We start from the raw sequence: 19,788 nt of genomic DNA, 5'->3' as shown, positions 1-19,788 counted from the left end.
TTATATATCTTTAATTTGAGATATCTTAACTTAATGTAATTATAAGAGGTGAAATCAATAGTGTCAACTGAAAGTTTTCCTTAATTTTGAAAACATGAAAAACCCTGTGCATTTATCGTGCACAGGGTTTTTGCTTATCCAAGGAGAGTAAAGCTGGCACCTTTAGTGATTGGCATGTTCTTTCTCTTCTTGAGTGGTCACTTTACTCGGCCAAAAAGCAAGTCGGCCAAGTAGGGCGGTGATTGCAGGAACAAGGAACGGGCGCACAATGAATGTGTCCATTAACACACCAAGTGCAGTAATGAGACCGAATTGAACCAATACTTGAATAGGAAGTGTGGCTAGAACGGAAAAAGTGGCTGCCAAGATTATTCCGGCGGAAGTGATGACACCACTAGTTTCGGCAACGCCTTTTCGAATGGCCTGCTTGATTGGCATTGTTTCTTTCTTACGCCAAATGCTTGAAACCATGAAAATGTTATAATCCTCGCCAAGTGCAACCAGGAATACGAAAGAATAGAGCGGAATGGTACCCTCTATGGCATCGACACCCATGAAATGGTGCAGGATTATCCAACCTAAGCCCATTGCTGCAAAGAATGAGAGAATGACTGTTCCCATTAAATACACCATGGCTGTCACAGATCGCAAGTAGACTAAGAGGAGCAAGGAAATCAGGACGATGATGATCGGGATGATCATGAATTCATCGGATTTTACAGTATCCCTTTTATCGAATTGAGTCGCAGTTTGCCCGCCAATCCAAACCTTTTCATCAACGGAAGATATATTGGCGGCCTTCAATTCTCGCTCCGCCATTTTGCGGATTTCAGGAATGGAATCAATGGCCTCGATAGCATATGGGTTCAAGTTGAATGTGACCTCATAGGATTGCAGATCTTTATTGGATTTACTTGTGACTGGATCGGCAACACTTTCAACGATATTCATCTCTTCTAATGCCGGCGCTAAATCGACATCTTCACCATCCGTATCGATAACCACTGTGGCTGGTGCCAGTTCGCCCGGTGAATACGAGTCGGAAATGACAGAATAGCCTTCACGGGAGTTCATATCTTCAGGGAAGGAAGAGAGAATATCATATGAATATTTTATTTGTGAAGAATATCCAGCTAAAACACTGAAGACGATCAGGCATGTAAGAATGACAGTCCATGGCCTGGTCGTGACGATATGACCAATCCATTTACCTATGCGGCCTTCTTTATGCTTTTTGACGGCTTTTCCCTTTTTCTTAGCCCGTGCTTCTTCCATTTCAGGTGTACGCGGAACGATCGGGAAGAAGGAAGCCCTTCCGAATACAGAAAGCAATGCCGGTACAAGTGTTAAAGCTGCCAGCATCATGATAAAAATGGACAAGCTGAATGGTACAGCGAAACGGTGGTAGGCTCCGTATTTGGCTACAAGCAATGTTAGCAGGGAGATGACGATCGTAAGGCCGCTCATCGCAATGGCGCCTGATGAATCTTTAAATGCGGCGATCATGGCTTTCCGTTTGCTTTCATGATTCCTTAATTCACTTCTGTAGTGAGAAATTAAAAATAGACAATAATCCGTTCCGGCACCGAATAATAATACGGTCATGATTGAAATTGCCTGTGAATCGACTGTAATCCAACCATGATCTGCCATGAATCCTAGAATCGGGCTCGTGACGATATAGGCGAAGCCCACTCCGATTAGAGGAATGATGGCTAAAAGAGGAGAGCGGTAAATGAGTAATAACACGACAAGTACAAGTATTACTGTCGCTAACAGCAATTTGAAATCAGCACCTGAAAATAAACCCGTTGCATCGACGGATATCCCTACAGGGCCTGTTACTCGAAGGGATAGTTCACCTGAATCTGTCGGGACCTTGAATGGGTCCGATCCAATGCGTTCCGATACAGCTTCATTAATGCTTTCAAGATTTTTTTCGAGAATTTCTGTCTCGGTCTTTTCTTTAAAGAAAAGTGGCTGTACAAAAGTCGTTCCATCTTCCGAAACCGATCCTTGAAGAGCAGGCAACGGAGTTTCATGAAGCGGCGGTAAAAAGGATTGCTGTGTCAATGGGTTATCTGTCAGTTCTTTGGAAAGGTACTGGATTTCAGCCAAGTCGGCCTCCGTCAGTCCACTTTCCCGATGCCATGTAAGGAGGGCAGGTAATCCAGAGGATGTTGGAAACTCTTCTTTAATAAGTTCATCGGCCACGACAGAAGGTGAGTCTTCGGGCAAGTCTGCGGTATTATTTGCTGTTCGATCATTAACGGCAGGCAATGTGAAGGTTAATGCGATTGCTGCAATTATCCATACAGCAATGACAACCCAACGACCGGTTTTTCCAGTCATCGTCCTGCCAAGTCTTCCTAATATTGATTCGTCCAATGAAGGCACCCCGTTTTTTAAGATTTTTTATCCTTAGTTCATTATAATGGAGCGCTGCTGTCATATACAAAAATGGGTATGCTACCTCCATGTTTCTACTAAATGCATCAAAGCTTTCATATCATTATATGATTTACACCAGTTGTTTAATGCATAAACATATGGTCAGCGATATATAGGGGAAATTGAAATAACTTCAATTAAATTTGAAGATTGAAGAGTGAAATATAGGGAATAGGGGAAAGTATGTTAGTATTATGGCTTTTATTAACAGAGGAGGGATATTTTTGTCCGATAAATCCAAAAAAACAAATGATGAATCGAAAGAAACATTAACGAACAGGCAAGGGCACCCGGTAACGAATAACCAGAGTCTTAGAACTGTGGGAAACAGAGGACCTAGTACACTTGAGAACTATGATTTCCTGGAAAAGATCAGCCACTTCGATAGGGAGCGTATCCCTGAACGGGTGGTGCACGCCCGTGGTGCAGGTGCACATGGTTATTTCGTTCCGACCGGTAAAGCGGGGGACGAGCCTATTTCAAAATATACGAGAGCGAAGGTTTTTCAGGAAGAAGGTAAAAAAACCCCGGTATTCGTGAGATTCTCATCTGTTATTCATGGAGGGACGTCCCCGGAAACGTTACGTGATCCCAGGGGATTTGCCGTTAAATTTTATACGGAGGATGGAAACTGGGATCTTGTAGGCAATAACCTGAAAATTTTCTTTATCCGTGATGCCATGAAATTCCCGGATTTGATTCATGCCTTCAAACCCGATCCGGTCACGAACATTCAGGACGGCAGGAGGATTTTCGATTTTTGCTCGAGCTCACCTGAAACATTCCATATGATTACCTTTGTGTTCTCCCCATGGGGCATTCCAGCTAACTACCGCATGATGCAAGGGTCAGGGGTCAATACTTATAAATGGGTGGATGAGGAAGGGAAAGCGGTGCTTGTCAAGTATCATTGGGAACCGAAACAAGGGATCAAGAACCTGACACAGCAAGAGGCAAATGAAATTCAAGCTACGAATTTCAATCATGCCACACAGGATCTATATGAAGCGATTGAACGCGGGGACTATCCTGAATGGGATCTCAACGTACAGATCATGAGTGATGATGATCATCCTGAGTTGGATTTTGATCCGCTGGATGATACGAAAATCTGGCCGAAAGATGAGTTCCCATGGCTCCATGTCGGTACGATGGTTTTGAATAAAAACCCTGAAGACTATTTCACTGAGGTCGAACAGGCTGCTTTCGGCACCGGTGTCCTAGTGGATGGACTGGACTTTTCTGATGACAAGATGTTACAGGGCCGTACATTCTCTTATTCCGATACACAGCGTCACCGTGTTGGTGCTAATTATCTGCAATTGCCGATTAATGCGCCAAAGAAACCAACTGCCACGAATCAGACTGGCGGACAGATGCAATTTGAAGTTGGCAGAGGCAGCCAAAGCCCCCACATCAACTACGAACCATCAACTGTCGGCGGCTTGAAGGAAGCCAAGCAGACGGGCAAGGAGTATACACCTATGGTGGAAGGGAAACTTGTTCGTGAGACAATCGATCGCCAAAACAATACGAAACAGGCTGGTGAAACATTCCGTGAATTCGAGGATTGGGAAAAAGACGATTTAATTTCCAATTTAGTGGCGGCATTGGCTCCTGCCGACAAGCGCATTCAGGAAAAAATGATAGCTCTTGCCGAAGAGGCCGATGAGGAGTATGGCCGCAGATTGAAAGAGGGACTGGCCGCGGCTTCTGAACATACAAACTCTTCAAAACCTCTGGGCGGGACGGATAACCCTGAGGACGCCGTTAGAAAAGGACATGAAGCGGATCCATATTGATTGTGCTGAAAAGAAGCAAACTTCCCTTTAAAGGGGTTTGCCTCTTTTTTTTATGGGCATAATTGGAGGATGTATGGAATGCTCTTCTGATGATGCTTGAAAATCAAGTAGGAAATTGATTGGCAAAAAACTTGATAATCATTTAAACTGAAACTACTCTATTTTTCTCTTATAAAGGAGATGAAAAAATGATTAAACTTCTTTCTGCCCTTTTCCTTCCTTGTCTACTTGTCATGCTATTTTCAAGAGTCACCTATAACAATGTTGTGGGTCTTGTTTTAACTGTTGCCTTGATTACAGCTTCCGCATATAAAGGTTATACGCATACAAACTTATTGATCATCGTGGATGCCTTATCCCTGACAGTGGGATTTTGGTTATCAAAAAGAATGATGAAACGTACATCCAAGAGCGCCTGACACTAAAGGTGCTTTTTTTGTACTCAAACATGTCATTCCCCTCAACACATCATGAAGTCCATAAAACAAAAATAGAATGGATGTTCGCTTATTGCTGGTTTGTTTTAAGGCTAATGTGGTAGAATGTGTATATATGCTTTATTAAACCGGAATAAATAGAAGGGATATAGGCATGTCCCGTTTTCATATAAAAATATTTCAATAGGAGGCTATGCTTGGTGAAGGATAAGTTTGAGTTAGTCTCAAAATACTCTCCTCAAGGAGATCAACCGGCAGCGATTGAAATGCTGGTCGAAGGGATTAAGGAAGGCAAGGAAATGCAGACGTTATTGGGGGCGACGGGGACAGGGAAAACGTTCACCGTTTCCAATGTGATTCAAAAAATCAATAAACCGACTCTTGTCATTGCCCACAATAAAACGTTGGCAGGGCAGCTTTACAGTGAGTTCAAAGAGTTCTTCCCTAATAATGCCGTTGAATACTTCGTTAGCTATTATGATTACTACCAGCCAGAGGCTTATGTTCCATCCACGGATACATTCATCGAAAAAGATGCAAGCATCAATGATGAAATCGATAAACTGCGTCACTCGGCAACCTCATCTTTGTTCGAAAGGAAAGATGTCATCATCATTGCCAGCGTTTCGTGCATATATGGACTCGGTTCCCCTGAAGAGTACCGGGAGATGGTCGTTTCCCTCCGGACAGGCATGGAGATAGACCGGAATGCCTTGCTGCACAGACTCGTGGATATTCAATATGAGAGGAATGATATTGCTTTCCAACGGGGGACCTTCCGCGTTCGCGGCGACGTGGTCGAAATTTTCCCGGCTTCACGTGATGAACATTGCGTACGGGTCGAGTTTTTCGGAGATGAGATTGACCGCATCCGTGAAGTTGATGCCCTGACTGGTGAAATTACTGGTGAACGGGAACATATCGCCATTTTCCCGGCTTCCCACTTCGTAACCCGCGAAGAGAAAATGCGGATAGCCATTCAAAATATCGAAACGGAACTGGAAGAGCGATTGAAGGAATTAAGGGAAGATGAAAAACTCCTTGAAGCACAGCGCTTGGAGCAGCGGACCCGTTATGATTTGGAAATGATGCGGGAAATGGGCTTTTGTTCAGGGATCGAGAACTATTCCCGCCATTTAACCCTTCGTCCCCCAGGTGCGACACCATACACTTTAATGGATTACTTTCCAGAGGACTTCCTATTGGTCGTGGATGAATCACACGTAACCCTTTCGCAAGTCCGCGGAATGTTCAATGGAGATCAGGCGCGGAAGCAAGTGCTCGTCGATCATGGCTTCCGTCTGCCTTCTGCAAAAGATAACCGCCCGCTAAGATTTGAGGAATTTGAAAAAAAGGTACATCAATCCATATTCGTTTCGGCAACTCCGGGACCATATGAACTCGAACATACGCCAGAAATGGTTCAGCAGATCATCCGTCCTACCGGATTGCTGGATCCGACGGTGGAAGTGCGGCCGATTGAAGGGCAGATAGATGACTTGATCGGTGAAATACAGGAGCGCGTCAAAAAGAACGAGCGTGTGCTCATTACGACCTTGACGAAAAAGATGTCTGAGGATTTAACTGATTATTTAAAGGAAATCGGCATCAAGGTCCAATATCTTCATTCGGAAGTTAAGACCTTGGAAAGGATAGAAATCATCCGGGAACTTCGAATGGGCAAATATGATGTACTCGTTGGAATCAACCTTTTAAGGGAAGGCCTGGATATACCAGAAGTGTCGTTGGTGACCATTCTGGATGCCGATAAGGAAGGGTTCCTTCGCTCGGAACGTTCGCTTATTCAAACGATGGGCCGTGCAGCCCGTAATGCCAACGGTCACGTCATCATGTATGCAGACCGCATCACGAATTCGATGGAACTTGCCATCAATGAAACGAGGCGGCGCCGTGAAATCCAGGAAGATTATAATAAAGAGCATGGAATAATGCCTCAAACCATTCAAAAGGATATCCGTGACTCCATAAGGGCGACACATGTAGCCGAAGAAGGCGAAGAGTATAAAGAAGACCTTGCGCCAAGCCTCGCGAAGCTCCCTAAAAAAGAGCGTTTAAAAGTGATGGAGAGCATGGAAAAAGAAATGAAGGAAGCGGCAAAGGCACTGGATTTCGAGCGAGCTGCCGAGCTGCGTGATTTATTACTAGAGTTGAAAGCGGAAGGGTGACGAAACATGGCAATGGATAAAATTGTGATAAAAGGCGCCAGGGCCAACAATTTAAAGAATATTGATATCACGATACCGAGAGACAAACTTGTCGTACTGACCGGATTATCCGGATCTGGGAAGTCTTCCTTGGCTTTTGATACGATTTATGCAGAAGGGCAAAGACGTTATGTAGAATCACTGTCCGCTTATGCTCGTCAATTTTTAGGCCAAGTGGATAAACCGGATGTCGATGCGATCGAAGGTTTGTCACCAGCCATTTCCATAGACCAGAAAACGACCAGTCGAAATCCTCGTTCAACCGTAGGGACTGTTACGGAGATCTATGATTATTTAAGGCTGTTATTTGCACGGGTCGGCAGGCCGACCTGTCCGATCCATAATATTGAAATCACCTCACAAACGATTGAGCAAATGGTGGACCGCATTCTTGATTACCCTGAGCGAACCAAGCTTCAGGTATTGGCACCGCTTGTCTCGGGCAGAAAAGGGACACATGCAAAAGTCTTGGAGGAAGTTAAGAAACAAGGATATGTCCGCATTCGTGTGAATGGGGAAATGCATGATCTCAGCGAGGAGATCACTCTCGAAAAAAATAAAAAGCATTCAATTGAAGTCATCATAGACCGGATCGTCATTAAAGAGGGTATCATGGCGCGGCTCGCGGATTCATTGGAAAGTGCTTTGCAGCTTGGCGAAGGCAAAGTCATCATTGACGTCATGGGTGAGGAAGAGCTGCTGTTCAGTGAGCATCATGCTTGTCCATACTGCGGATTTTCGATTGAAGAGTTAGAGCCGAGAATGTTCTCCTTCAATAGCCCGTTTGGAGCATGCCCGGATTGTGATGGCTTGGGGGCGAGGCTTGAGGTGGACCGTGATCTGGTCATCCCGAATAACGAATTAAGCCTCCGCCAACATGCGATTGCGCCATGGGAGCCGACGAGTTCTCAATATTATCCGCAGCTGCTTGAAGCGGTAGCCAACCATTATGGGATAGATATGGATGTGCCCGTTAAAGATTTACCGGAAGAGAAGATGGATAAGGTCTTGCTTGGTTCAGGTAAAGATAAGATATATTTCCGTTATAAAAATGATTTTGGAAGAGTGCAAGAAGGATATATTCCTTTTGAAGGAGTTTTAAGAAACATCGAAAGGCGCTTCAAGGAGACGAGTTCAGACTATATTCGTGAGCAAATGCAGAAATATATGTCAGAACATCACTGTCCGACCTGTAAGGGTCATCGATTAAAAAAAGAGAGTCTTTCCGTCCTCATTCAAGGGGTCCATATAAGTGAAACGACAGCTTTATCAGTGGAAGATGCGTTAGTATTTTTCGATGAGCTTGATTTGACTGAAAAGGAAGCGGCAATTGCGAGATTGATTCTACGTGAAATTCGAGAGCGGCTCGGTTTCCTGGCTAATGTAGGTTTGGAATATTTGACGTTGAGCAGGGCAGCGGGAACATTATCAGGCGGTGAGGCGCAGCGTATACGATTGGCTACGCAGATCGGTTCCCGATTGACGGGAGTACTCTATATTTTGGATGAACCTTCAATAGGGCTGCATCAGAGGGATAACGATCGATTGATCGAAACATTGAAGAATATGCGCGAAATCGGGAACACCCTGATTGTTGTCGAGCATGATGAAGATACGATGATTGCTGCGGACTATTTGATCGATGTTGGTCCTGGAGCAGGAGCGCATGGAGGGGAAATAGTGGCCGCTGGTACTCCGGAAGAGGTCATGAATAACCCTAAATCCTTAACGGGCCAATATTTAGCAGGGAAGAAATTCATTCCACTGCCATTGGAACGCCGGAAAAATGATGGCCGTGTCATTGAGATAAAAGGTGCCAAGGAAAATAATTTGAAAAACGTTAATGTGAAATTCCCGCTTGGGGTCTTTACAGCCGTTACAGGAGTCTCTGGATCAGGGAAAAGTACATTAGTGAATGAGATCCTCCATAAATCGTTGGCTCAGAAGCTGAATCGGGCAAAAGCCAGACCAGGAGATTTCCGTGAGATCAAGGGAATTGAGCATTTAGATAAAGTCATTGATATCGATCAATCACCGATCGGCAGAACCCCACGATCGAATCCGGCTACCTATACGGGTGTATTCGATGATGTTCGTGACGTATTTGCCTCGACTAATGAAGCGAAGATCCGCGGTTATAAAAAAGGAAGGTTCAGTTTCAATGTGAAGGGCGGACGCTGTGAAGCATGCCGTGGTGATGGCATTATCAAGATTGAAATGCATTTTCTTCCAGATGTCTATGTCCCATGTGAAATCTGTCATGGGAAACGTTATAATCGGGAAACCCTTGAAGTGAAATATAAAGGGAAAAACATTTCCGACATCCTCGATATGACAGTTGAGGAAGGCGTTAGCTTCTTTGAAAATATCCCAAAAATCAAACGGAAGCTACAAACGATTTATGATGTTGGTTTGGGTTATATCAAGCTAGGGCAGCCTGCTACCACTTTATCAGGCGGTGAAGCGCAAAGGGTGAAACTTGCTTCAGAATTGCATCGCCGTTCCACTGGTCGCTCCTTTTATATCTTGGATGAACCAACTACCGGACTTCATGTCCACGATATAGCAAGGCTGCTCCAGGTTCTGCAGCGGCTGGTTGACAATGGGGATACAGTTTTGGTGATCGAGCATAATCTGGATGTCATCAAGACGGCGGACCATATTATTGACCTGGGTCCGGAAGGCGGAGATAAGGGCGGTACGATCGTCACTTATGGAACTCCTGAAAAAATATGTGAGGTTTCCGAATCATATACGGGAAAATACTTAAAACCTGTACTTACCCGTGATCAAATTCGCATGGAAAATTGGATAGAAGAAAAAGAAACTCAGCATGAACATGCATAAAAGAACAAGCCAACCGGCTTGTTTTTTTGTAGAAAAATGACGGTGTGCATTTAATCAATCATTTGATTAAAGAATAGGAAAACAAGATATTTCCGGGGAAATCACACATCATCCTTTTAGGAAATTGTCATTTCCCTTTGTCGAATGATGGGAAAAATGGTATTTATGAAACTTTTTAGATATCTGGGCGTATGTATGAATAAAATGAAAGAAGAAAGCGAGGAATGTTCATGCAGGAGGAAAGAAAAAAAATATTGGAAATGATTCAGGATGGAAAGTTATCAGCGGAAGAAGCCATGGGCTTATTGGAAGAATTAGATAAAGCCAGTCAGGAAAGTGAAGCTAAAGAGCAGAAATTGCAAAATGAATTATCGACGGTAGTCGTGGATAAGAAAAGCGAGGGAAGCACTCAGGATACGTTTAAGAAGAATATCCAGTCATCGAAAGAAAAGATTATTGATTTCGTTGAAAGTGCTTTTAAGAAAATCAAAGAAACGGACCTTGATTTCAATTTTGGAAAATCTGTGGAGGTCAGTCATATTTTCCAGCATGACCATGATTTCCTGAATGAAGTTGATGTGGATATAGCAAATGGAAAAATAAAAATCGCCGCATGGGACCATAATGATGTCCGGGTTGAATGCGAAGCTAAGGTATATCGTGTGGAAGATATAGAAGAAGCCAGGAAGAACTTTTTGGAAGAAGTCGATTTCACGATTGAAAATGGAAAATTGAGGTTCAAGGTTCGTGAAAAATCCATAAAGGTTGATACGATCATGTACATTCCAAGGAAGGAATATGAGGATATCCATATAAGGATGTTCAATGGCGCAATCACGACTGAATCATTGAAATCAGAGAACCTTAAAGCGAAGACGGCGAATGGTGCCATTCATATCATGCAGGGTACGGGTGATTCGTGTGAGCTTGAAACAGCTAACGGGATGATCACCATTGCGGATACCAACTTTAATGATTTGGAAGCCGAGACCTTGAATGGAGCGATTAATGCCGATGGATACTTCAAGAAATTGGATGTCCAAACTTTCAATGGGGAAATCATCTGTACGAATTCAGGGATGGATTGCGATTCGATCCATGCTAAGTCAATCACTGGAAAAGTCCAGCTGACCCTGCCGCCAGGGAAGGCGATCGAAGGAGAGTTGAAATCAAATTTAGGAAGCTTTAATGTAACTTTGGAAGGGATGACCATCATCGAAGAGAAAAGTGATGTGGTTCAGAAGGTCCTTAAGTTTAAGACCGTTAAGGAAGAAGTTCCTGTGCTTCATGTTTTTGCAGAAACCAAGACTGCAGCGATAACGGTCTCCTGAAGAAAAAGAAAGCCCGCGGATATAACTGGCGGGCCCAGAATGTAGCCAAACTCGGTGAAAATCGAGCTTGGCTACATTTTTTTATGGCTTGTACAATTTGGATGTTGATTTCCACTCCCGGCACTCGCTTTCCGCCTGCGGGGAGCTCTTCTGGATGCGCTTTTCCCGCAGGAGCCTCGCACACCTGCTTCAATCAACTTTGTTGTTAAATTTTGATAGAAACCATGTGTTGCTTGGAGGAGGTTCGGGAACAACATTTGATGAAAGATATGTTTTCTGAACCATTTTTCTACAAAGTGAGCCCGCCAATTTAAACAGGCGGGCTTTCTTAGTATTCTGCAGTTTCATCTCATCTCTTTCCTGTTCACGGGGACCTGCCCGCTTTCATCATCCGGGTGCAGTGAATAAAAAAACCATAAATCGATAATGCTTTGTTTGGTTATTAACAGAAAAATGCTAAAATAGAAAAAGTATCTCGAAAAATAGCAACGCTCCAAAAGGAGGAAAGATATATGGCAAAAGTCCGTACAAAGGATATAGTAGACGCGTTCGGTCTAGAACTTATCAGTGGGGAAGAAGGAATTAACCGACCAATAGTCACGAGTGATTTATCTCGTCCCGGACTTGAAATAGCCGGTTTTTTTGATTATTATCCCGCGGATCGAGTACAGCTTTTAGGTATGACGGAGATGTCCTTTTTTAATCGGTTGAATGAACCGGAGCGAATACAGAGGATGGAAGAGTTGTGCAGGGACTTTACTCCAGGCATCATCATTACGCGTGGTCAGGAAGTGCCGATAGAATTGATCGAAGCTTCTGAGCGGGAATCCGTTCCTGTGATGAGATCTAATATGAAGACAACAAGGTTATACAGCCGTCTGACCAATTTCCTTGAAAGCAGGTTGGCACCAACTACTGCTGTTCATGGTGTATTGGTGGATATCTATGGGTTAGGGGTGTTGATCACCGGGAAAAGCGGAGTCGGTAAAAGTGAGACAGCCCTGGAATTGGTGAAACGGGGCCATCGTCTCGTAGCCGATGACTGCGTCGAAATCAGGCAGGAAGACCAAGATACGCTAGTAGGGAATGCCCCGGATTTAATCGAGCATCTTCTTGAAATAAGAGGGTTGGGAATCATTAATGTAATGACACTTTTTGGAGCTGGTGCAGTCCGGAGCAACAAAAAGATCTCAATCGTCATCAATCTGGAACTATGGGAAAAAAACAAGCAGTATGACCGGGTTGGTCTTGATGAAGAAAAAATGAAAATCATCGATACGGAAGTGACGAAAATTACCGTACCTGTCCGACCAGGGCGAAATTTAGCTGTTATCATTGAAGTGGCAGCCATGAATTACCGCCTGAAACGAATGGGAGTAAATGCTGCGGAACAGTTTTCAGATCGCTTGAACCATGCCATTGCAGATCCGGAACATGATGAATTTTAAAAGCTTATAGGAAAAGAGGGGACAAAATGGAACAAGGAATACAGCCGCTGAATCCAATCGCGATAGATCTAGGCCCCATCCAGGTACATTGGTATGGACTGATCATCGGTTTCGGTGTGTTATTGGGTCTTATTATCGCTTTGAGGGAATCTGAGCGGAGAGGTCTTGATAAGGAAATATTTACGGATATGATTTTGTTTGCTGTCCCGATCGCGATCATTAGTGCCCGTATATATTATGTGATCTTCCAATGGGAGTACTATTCACAAAACCCGGGGGATATCATAAAAATATGGAATGGCGGAATTGCCATACATGGTGCTTTGATTGGATCTGTGCTGACTGCGGTAGTCTTTGCCAAGGTCAAGAAAGTCTCATTCTGGAAGCTGGCTGATATTGCTGCACCGAGCTTATTGTTGGGGCAGGCGATTGGCCGTTGGGGTAATTTCATGAATCAGGAAGCACATGGTGGAGAAATAACAAGATCATTCCTGGAAAATATGCATTTGCCTGAATTCATCATCAATCAAATGTACATAAACGGTGCGTATTATCACCCGACCTTTTTGTATGAATCGATTTGGAATATCGCCGGTGTCATTATCCTCTTAAGTTTACGGAAAGTGAACTTGCGCAGGGGGGAACTATTTTTAACCTATGTAATATGGTATTCCATCGGCCGTTTTTACATTGAAGGATTGCGGACGGATAGTTTGATGCTGACGGAATCGCTGCGTATCGCACAAGTGATCTCGATTGTGTTGGTGGTTGTAGCCATTGCTTTAGTTGTCTATAGAAGGGTCCGCGGGCATGCAAACAAACGATATTTAGATGCATAGGGAATTTGTGTAAAGGGAGAGGGCATAGTGATAGTAAATTCGATTAAAAAGGGACTTCTTTCAGGCTTGAATACTACTTGGTCTTTGGGGAAAGTGATATTTCCAGTCACTTTGATCGTCACTGTGCTTCAATATACGCCTGTATTGCCATTCATCATTAACTTGATAGCGCCTTTGATGAATCTCATCGGTCTTCCCGGGGATGCGGCAATTCCGCTTGTGTTAGGGAATTTCCTGAATTTATACGCGGCAATCGCTGGCATATTAACACTTGATTTGACTGTGAAAGAAGTTTTTATTATTGCTATAATGCTATCTTTTTCACATAATTTGTTGATCGAGTCAGGTGTGGCGATGAAAACCGGTGTCAAGCTGTGGATCATCTTAACAGTACGGATCGGGCTTGCCCTATTATCAGCGATCATCATCAATCTTGTCTGGCAGGGCGGATCTGAAATGGCCCAAGGAGTGGCTATCGGGGAGGCTGCAGAGTTTAACGGAGCAGGTGCAATCCTCTTACATGGGGTTCTCCAGGCCCTTTCAGGAATCGGTCAGCTGGCGGTCATCGTTATTCCGCTCATGGTGGCGGTTCAAATCATGAAAGATTTAAAATGGCTGGAAGCCTTCTCGAAAGCCCTTGCTCCCTCCATGAAGGTCCTGGGGATGAAGCCGAATGCTTCCATGCCTTTCGTTACAGGCCTGACTCTCGGTTTGGCATATGGGGCGGGCGTAATGATTCAAGCCGCTAAAGAAGATAATGTTTCGAAGAAGGATATGACGATTGCGTTCATCTTTTTAGTTGCCTGCCATGCTGTTGTAGAAGACACACTGATTTTTATTCCGCTGGGGATTCCGGTCTTGCCGTTGTTGCTTATTCGGCTGCTCACTGCCATTGTTTTAACGATGGCCGTTGCGTATATATGGAATCGGACTGACAGGGTACAGAGAAAGGAAGCTGTAATATGAACAGTAACATAACTACATTATTATTCGATCTAGATGGGACGTTGATCAATACAAATGAATTGATCATCGCCTCTTTTACGGAAACTTTAAACCACTTTTGTCCTGGAAAGTTCAATCGGGAAGATATCATTCCATTTATCGGACCGACTTTGGTCGATACTTTCTCTTCCATTGATCCAAAACGAGTGGATGAAATGATCGCTTACTATCGGGAGCATAATTGGAGGAACCATGATTTGCTTGTCACACAATTTGACGGGGTGTTCGAAACCGTTCAAACGTTGAAGCAGAGCGGTTATAAATTGGCAGTCGTTACGACAAAGAAGCGTGATGTCGTCGAAAAGGGCCTGCGTTTAAGCAAACTGGATCAATTCTTTGAAGTGGTGGTCACACTGGATGAAGTGGAAAAGGCAAAGCCCGACCCAGAGCCTTTGGTAAAAGCTTTAAATCAACTAGGTTCGGTTCCTGAAGAAGCGATCATGATTGGCGACAATTATCATGATATTATGGGCGGTAAAAATGCAGGTACAAAAACGGCGGGGGTCTCATGGTCCATTAAAGGCCGTGAATTCTTGGAAAGTTATCACCCTGATTATATGCTTGAGCAGATGGCGGATTTATTGAATATCGTTGAGGTTGAAAAACTCACGGAGGCTAGAAAATGAGACGCACGTCCCGCTATCCAGTTGAAGGGGCTAATTCACTATGGCATGTATATAAGACCGTTCCATTCTGGAAAGTCGTAAAGAATTTTGTGGTGATACAGCTAGCGCGTTATACCCCTTTTCTGGGCATGAAGAATTGGCTATACAGGACTTTTTTACATATGAAAGTAGGAAAGCATACTTCGTTTGCCTTGATGGTCATGCCGGATGTGATGTTTCCGGAAAAAATATCGGTTGGGATGAATACTGTCATTGGCTATAATACGACGATTCTTGCTCATGAATATTTGATTCATGAATATCGTTTAGGAGATGTAGTCATTGGTGATGAAGTATTGATTGGAGCCAATTCGACCATTCTTCCAGGACTTTCAATTGGTAATGGGGCGATTGTCTCTGCGGGGACGCTTGTCCATAAGGATGTTCCGGAGGGAGCTTTCGTCGGGGGAAATCCAATGAAAATCATATATACCAAAGAGGAAATGCTTGAGAGAGAGCAGCAAACTTCCTTATGAGAAAAAGGACTTGCCCATATATGTGGCAAGTCCTTTTTAATGGCATTTTGGGTATAACGGAGTCAGTTCATTCTTTAGATGCTCTATCACTTCGTTGATTGATACATTTTCCTGGTCCACCGTTGCTTCATACGTTTCTTTTAAAATTTGAAAAAACCTTTGCTGTGCCTGTTCATCCATGTTGAGCTTGTCCTCCTATCATCTATTAAAGATTTATGAAGAGGGGGGCAGAACAACTTCAGCCCCGAATCTCATTTACCTATCTCCGATTTCAATAAATCGGCAACCAATACGTAACGTTCCGGTGCACTACCAATATATGAAAAAGGATAGCAGGTTGTTACTGTAAGTGTGGCTTTAGGCTTGGGAACGATCACGGTACGGTCATCTGCATCAACGATACGAACCTTCCTAACTTTATATGTAAACGTACCGGCTTCTGTCTTGGCAATCAGCAAGTCACCCTCGCCGACATTACCTAGATCCCTGAAAATTGTATCCCGGTGACCGGATAAAACGGAATTATCCTTTTCGCCGGGGAGGACGGATCCCGCATAATGGCCGACGCCCTTTTCGAGTTCATCTTCGTCCGTTCCGTGATAAATTGGAAGTGTTGCCTCGATTTTTGGAATATAAAGCTCACCCATCAAATCACCTGTCTCCGGTCGTTCCTCATATAGTTCAAGCCCATCGGGAATATCAGATTCCGACTTCGGTTCGGGTAGCTTAGCCGTCGCTTCCGTTGTATCAGATTTATTCCATCTATATAGGGCATAGCCTTTTATCAGCGTATAGGCATTTGTCGTTGTAAAATAAAAACCTAAGGTTAAAATGCAAACAGCAGTGATAAGTAACGTTTTTTTCTTATGCCTGGATTGCCTATTTTTGCTCATCTTAATTAGTGAGTCTCGCTTTTCTGATTAATCCGAAAGCGATACCCATCAACACTAAACCGATTAAAGCGCCGAATAAGTAATTACCAGCCGTTTTAGGTAGGACTCCGCCTTTTTCCGTTTTATGATCAGGTTTTGTGGATTTTTGCTTTTCCTTTTTTACCTCAGCCACTTTAGAAATGACCTCAGTGGATTGTTTAATGTCATTACCGGTTTCTTTCACTAAATCGGAACCGATCATTTCACCTGTCAATGTAAAATCCAGCAAAAAATTGCCGTTTAAATCATAAATGGAAACTAGTAAACTAGCATTCGTCAATTCCCTAAGTTGGAATAAAGCCTCAAGGGATAGGTTTTTCGTGACACCATCCTGAATTAAGGCGAATTTGAATTGAATTTGCAGCAAGCTTTGAAGATCATTATATATGGAAAGCAATTCTGCCACTTGTTCAGCAGATAATTCATCAATTGTTTCAAAATACTCGAGTTGATCCATCCTATCGGAGATCGCCATTAAACGAGCTTCAAAAGAAGGGTCTTCGACGATAGGCAAAAGGTGGTTCATGAACCTGTCGAGCTCTTCGTCTGTAAGGCCGATCTCAGTAAATAGACCATCCATTAAATCGATGATCTCTTCATCATCATATTCCATCTCTTCCTCATCGTAATCCATTTCTAAATCGATGATATCCTCAATGTCGTAAATGAAATGGAAGGTATCGATGATTGAATCCCCCTCTTCCAGTTCGCCGTATTCTATTAATAATTCCGTAAGTTCCGCTTCTGTCATTTCATATTTTTTTAGTAGATTCTTTATGGTCTTAGGAGTGACGGTCGGTCCTAATGTATCTCGCAACTCTTCTACTGATTTCAGTTCATTCAATGATAAGTCGTAATAGGATAAATACTCTTCCAATTCTTCTTGCGTCATTCTAACTTCGGAAAGGTATGCATTAAGTTCATCCTGGTTGATCTTAGTTGCCGCAAAACTCTTCGTTTCGCTTAAACCCAGTGAAAAAAGAACGATAACTGCCACAATAAACGAAAAATACTTCTTCATTCCCATATCCCCCTAAAAATATATAATATTACCAAACTCCTAAACATTATAAAACAGCTAAACCAAAAGGTATACATTAATAACAGTGAAAGGTTAAAAATAGGAAGAAATATTCGGGTGAAAAGGTACAACTCCTTCCGTTTGGACCTAAACCGATCATGAAGAATATCCAAGACTGCAAAGGTAGTTGAAGTAATGAGATTAGGCATATTTTCCTTGACGTAAGGTGGGGGCAGGGGTAAACTATTAATAACTTCAACCTGCTACCATATTAGCGAACTAAAGTGTATTGATCGATTATTGTGATTATTTATATTATTATGTCAGTTAATTTGATACTATTTTTATATGTTATCCGAAATGTGGATTTAAGTGTGAAACCTTGGAAAGATAAAGGGATAAGCAAAATTAGGAATGGGCACATCGGTTTTTGCCTATAGGCGGACCGATTGGATATAGATAGTAATCAAAATTTCAAAAGGATGTGCAGTCGTGACAAAGCCATTTATGTTTGAAAAACCGTTAGGCATGAGAGATACATTGCCGGTGCTGTATGAAACGAAAGTGTCGGCAAGAAATAAAATGAGTGATGAAATCAAGAAGTGGGGCTATCAATTTATTGAAACGCCTGCTTTGGAATATTATGAAACAATTGGCGATGCTTCGGCAATCTTGGATCAACAGTTGTTTAAACTTCTTGATTCCCAGGGGCATACACTCGTACTCCGTCCCGAGATGACAGCTCCCATTGCACGGGTGGCAGCATCCAAACTGTTAAAACAGCAAATCCCGCTTCGTCTGGCCTATTCCGCGAATGTATATCGCGCACAGCAGCGTGAAGGAGGCAGGCCGGCAGAATTCGAACAGATTGGCATTGAATGTATCGGAAATAAGTCTATAAGTGCCGATGCTGAAATGATTGCCCTGCTTGCGGATGCTTTAAAGGCTGCAGGGCTTCAGGAATTTAAGATTTCCATTGGACATATCGGATTTCTGCAAGAATTTTTCTTAAGCATTCTAGGTACGGAGGAAAGAGCCTCTATATTAAGGAAGTTTTTGTATGAAAAAAATTATGTCGGTTATCGCGAGCATGTTAAATCACTGCCGCTTTCATCCATTGATAAACAACGGCTTATCGAATTTACCTCATTAAGGGGCAGTGAAGGAACCCTGATCAAGGCGCTAGGGTTGGTTGAAAATAATAAAGGGCAAGATTCTTTGACTGAACTGAAGGAATTGTCTGCGCAGCTGAAAGAATTTGACGTTGAACAATATGTTAGCTTCGACTTAACATTGGTCAGTCATATGAGTTATTACACGGGAACTTTATTTGAAGTGTATGCCGGACAAGTGGGTTCGCCAATCGGCAATGGTGGCCGGTATGATAATCTGCTTGCGAAATTCGGCTGGAATGCTTCGGCCACAGGTTTTGCAATCCGGGTGGATCGCCTTGCAGAAGCTCTTGGGGAGCCGATCCAGCCTGTCGCGCCAGAATGTATTTTATTCAGTCCCGAACGGAGATCGGAAGCAATACAATTTGCAAGAAAAAAACGCTCCGAAGGGAAATTGGTAACGATTCAAGATATTACGGTCGTCCAAAATGTCGATGCTTTTACACGGACATTTTCTGAAGTTCATTTATTCGTAGGGAATGGGGGGAATGGAAAAGATGAATAATAGCTTTTTAACGATTGCCATGCCGAAAGGGAGAATATTTGAAGAAGCGGCAGAGCTGTTAAGAAGAGCCGGTTTTCGTCTCCCTCCCGAGTTTGATGATTCCCGGAAATTGATCCTTGAAGTGGAAGAGGAGAATCTGCGGTTCATTTTAGCAAAACCGATGGATGTCGTAACATATGTGGAACACGGCGTCGCTGACATTGGAATTGCAGGGAAGGATGTCATGTTGGAAGAAGAACGTGATGTTTATGAGTTACTTGATTTGAAAATCAGTGCCTGCTACTTGGCAGTAGCTGGATTGCCTGGTACAAAAATAAGTGACATTGCCCCCAAAATAGCGAGTAAATACCCGAACGTTGCTTCCAGTTATTTTCGCGAGCAGGGGGAGCAAGTCGAGATTATAAAGTTGAATGGGTCTATTGAGTTAGCACCGTTAATCGGTTTAGCTGAACGAATCGTGGATATCGTTTCAACGGGACGGACATTGAAGGAAAACGGTCTTGTGGAGTATGCAAAAATCGCCAATGTGACTTCGAGGCTGGTAGCAAACCCTGTCAGCTATCGAATTAAAGAAGCAAGGATTACCGAAATTGTGGAACGGCTAGCAGAAATTATTGAATAGTAAAGAATCG

16 protein-coding genes are annotated in these 19,788 nt (G+C 43.3%); 12 read left to right on the top strand and 4 right to left on the bottom strand.

The genetic code is table 11. The annotated features are described in order from the left end of the window. Positions 1-162 precede the first annotated feature (162 nt). On the bottom strand, positions 163-2,388 hold the full coding sequence (locus ACQKFG_RS14930) for an MMPL family transporter (protein ID WP_427560147.1): 2,226 nt from the start codon (positions 2,386-2,388) through the stop codon (positions 163-165). Positions 2,389-2,645: 257 nt separating this feature from the next. Here ACQKFG_RS14930 and ACQKFG_RS14925 point away from each other — a divergent pair, with 257 nt between their 5' ends. From ACQKFG_RS14925 to ACQKFG_RS14880, 10 genes are all read left to right on the top strand, one after another. Continuing rightward, a complete protein-coding gene (locus tag ACQKFG_RS14925) occupies positions 2,646-4,253 on the top strand; it encodes a catalase (RefSeq protein ID WP_427560144.1) in 1,608 nt (535 codons plus the stop codon). A gap of 188 nt (positions 4,254-4,441) precedes the next feature. After that, complete coding sequence (locus ACQKFG_RS14920) at positions 4,442-4,672, top strand: CsbA family protein (RefSeq protein WP_192207123.1); 231 nt, start codon at positions 4,442-4,444, stop codon at positions 4,670-4,672. Positions 4,673-4,890: 218 nt separating this feature from the next. After that, positions 4,891-6,876, top strand: a complete 1,986-nt coding sequence (gene uvrB / locus ACQKFG_RS14915) for an excinuclease ABC subunit UvrB (RefSeq protein WP_192207121.1) — start codon at positions 4,891-4,893, stop codon at positions 6,874-6,876. Positions 6,877-6,882: 6 nt separating this feature from the next. Next, positions 6,883-9,762, top strand: a complete 2,880-nt coding sequence (gene uvrA / locus ACQKFG_RS14910; protein ID WP_141992807.1) for an excinuclease ABC subunit UvrA — start codon at positions 6,883-6,885, stop codon at positions 9,760-9,762. Between the two features lie 230 nt (positions 9,763-9,992). Next, on the top strand, positions 9,993-11,093 hold the full coding sequence (locus ACQKFG_RS14905; RefSeq protein WP_353872706.1) for a DUF4097 family beta strand repeat-containing protein: 1,101 nt from the start codon (positions 9,993-9,995) through the stop codon (positions 11,091-11,093). Between the two features lie 512 nt (positions 11,094-11,605). After that, on the top strand, positions 11,606-12,541 hold the full coding sequence (gene hprK, locus ACQKFG_RS14900) for an HPr(Ser) kinase/phosphatase (RefSeq protein ID WP_192207115.1): 936 nt from the start codon (positions 11,606-11,608) through the stop codon (positions 12,539-12,541). A 26-nt stretch (positions 12,542-12,567) separates the two neighbouring features. Next, on the top strand, positions 12,568-13,380 hold the full coding sequence (lgt, locus tag ACQKFG_RS14895; RefSeq protein ID WP_427560137.1) for a prolipoprotein diacylglyceryl transferase: 813 nt from the start codon (positions 12,568-12,570) through the stop codon (positions 13,378-13,380). Between the two features lie 27 nt (positions 13,381-13,407). Beyond that, positions 13,408-14,346 carry a nucleoside recognition domain-containing protein gene (locus ACQKFG_RS14890; RefSeq protein ID WP_427560134.1) on the top strand — a complete coding sequence of 313 codons (939 nt, stop codon included), beginning with the start codon at positions 13,408-13,410 and terminating at the stop codon, positions 14,344-14,346. Then, positions 14,343-15,011 (top strand): pyrophosphatase PpaX, encoded by a 669-nt coding sequence (ppaX, locus tag ACQKFG_RS14885; RefSeq protein ID WP_427560131.1) that lies wholly within the window; start codon positions 14,343-14,345, stop codon positions 15,009-15,011. Before ACQKFG_RS14890 ends, ppaX begins: the two co-directional genes overlap by 4 nt. Then, positions 15,008-15,526 carry an acyltransferase gene (locus tag ACQKFG_RS14880; protein ID WP_192207107.1) on the top strand — a complete coding sequence of 173 codons (519 nt, stop codon included), beginning with the start codon at positions 15,008-15,010 and terminating at the stop codon, positions 15,524-15,526. Before ppaX ends, ACQKFG_RS14880 begins: the two co-directional genes overlap by 4 nt. 36 nt (positions 15,527-15,562) lie before the next feature. On the opposite strand, the gene ACQKFG_RS14875 is transcribed toward ACQKFG_RS14880, so the two are convergent. The 3 genes from ACQKFG_RS14875 to ACQKFG_RS14865 form a co-directional block, all read right to left on the bottom strand. Continuing rightward, positions 15,563-15,706 (bottom strand): hypothetical protein, encoded by a 144-nt coding sequence (locus tag ACQKFG_RS14875; protein WP_260286303.1) that lies wholly within the window; start codon positions 15,704-15,706, stop codon positions 15,563-15,565. 71 nt (positions 15,707-15,777) lie between these two features. Beyond that, complete coding sequence (locus tag ACQKFG_RS14870; RefSeq protein ID WP_427560127.1) at positions 15,778-16,419, bottom strand: class D sortase; 642 nt, start codon at positions 16,417-16,419, stop codon at positions 15,778-15,780. A 1-nt stretch (position 16,420) separates the two neighbouring features. Then, positions 16,421-17,479 carry a processed acidic surface protein gene (locus ACQKFG_RS14865; RefSeq protein ID WP_427560124.1) on the bottom strand — a complete coding sequence of 353 codons (1,059 nt, stop codon included), beginning with the start codon at positions 17,477-17,479 and terminating at the stop codon, positions 16,421-16,423. 492 nt (positions 17,480-17,971) lie between these two features. Between ACQKFG_RS14865 and ACQKFG_RS14860 the strand changes: the two genes are divergently transcribed. Further along, on the top strand, positions 17,972-19,156 hold the full coding sequence (locus ACQKFG_RS14860) for an ATP phosphoribosyltransferase regulatory subunit (RefSeq protein WP_192207099.1): 1,185 nt from the start codon (positions 17,972-17,974) through the stop codon (positions 19,154-19,156). After that, positions 19,149-19,778, top strand: coding sequence for an ATP phosphoribosyltransferase (gene hisG, locus ACQKFG_RS14855; protein WP_034311625.1), 630 nt, complete (start codon positions 19,149-19,151; stop codon positions 19,776-19,778). The genes ACQKFG_RS14860 and hisG overlap by 8 nt, the downstream gene beginning before the upstream one ends. Positions 19,779-19,788: the final 10 nt, after the last annotated feature.

The organism is Peribacillus sp. NPDC076916 (assembly GCF_050269675.1).
Lineage (GTDB): Bacteria > Bacillota > Bacilli > Bacillales > DSM-1321 > Peribacillus > Peribacillus aracenensis.
This window is presented reverse-complemented; position numbering and strand designations above follow the sequence as displayed.

Bases quoted from the DNA above. Each gene is read 5' to 3' on its own strand.
- ACQKFG_RS14925 (WP_427560144.1), top strand. From the start codon at position 2,646: ATGGCTTTTATTAACAGAGGAGGGATATTTTTGTCCGATAAATCCAAA.
- ACQKFG_RS14920 (WP_192207123.1), top strand. From the start codon at position 4,442: ATGATTAAACTTCTTTCTGCCCTTTTCCTTCCTTGTCTACTTGTCATG.
- uvrA (WP_141992807.1), top strand. From the start codon at position 6,883: ATGGCAATGGATAAAATTGTGATAAAAGGCGCCAGGGCCAACAATTTA.
- ACQKFG_RS14905 (WP_353872706.1), top strand. From the start codon at position 9,993: ATGCAGGAGGAAAGAAAAAAAATATTGGAAATGATTCAGGATGGAAAG.
- hprK (WP_192207115.1), top strand. From the start codon at position 11,606: ATGGCAAAAGTCCGTACAAAGGATATAGTAGACGCGTTCGGTCTAGAA.
- lgt (WP_427560137.1), top strand. From the start codon at position 12,568: ATGGAACAAGGAATACAGCCGCTGAATCCAATCGCGATAGATCTAGGC.
- ppaX (WP_427560131.1), top strand. From the start codon at position 14,343: ATGAACAGTAACATAACTACATTATTATTCGATCTAGATGGGACGTTG.
- ACQKFG_RS14880 (WP_192207107.1), top strand. From the start codon at position 15,008: ATGAGACGCACGTCCCGCTATCCAGTTGAAGGGGCTAATTCACTATGG.
- ACQKFG_RS14875 (WP_260286303.1), bottom strand. From the start codon at position 15,706: ATGGATGAACAGGCACAGCAAAGGTTTTTTCAAATTTTAAAAGAAACG.
- ACQKFG_RS14870 (WP_427560127.1), bottom strand. From the start codon at position 16,419: ATGAGCAAAAATAGGCAATCCAGGCATAAGAAAAAAACGTTACTTATC.
- ACQKFG_RS14865 (WP_427560124.1), bottom strand. From the start codon at position 17,479: ATGAAGAAGTATTTTTCGTTTATTGTGGCAGTTATCGTTCTTTTTTCA.
- hisG (WP_034311625.1), top strand. From the start codon at position 19,149: ATGAATAATAGCTTTTTAACGATTGCCATGCCGAAAGGGAGAATATTT.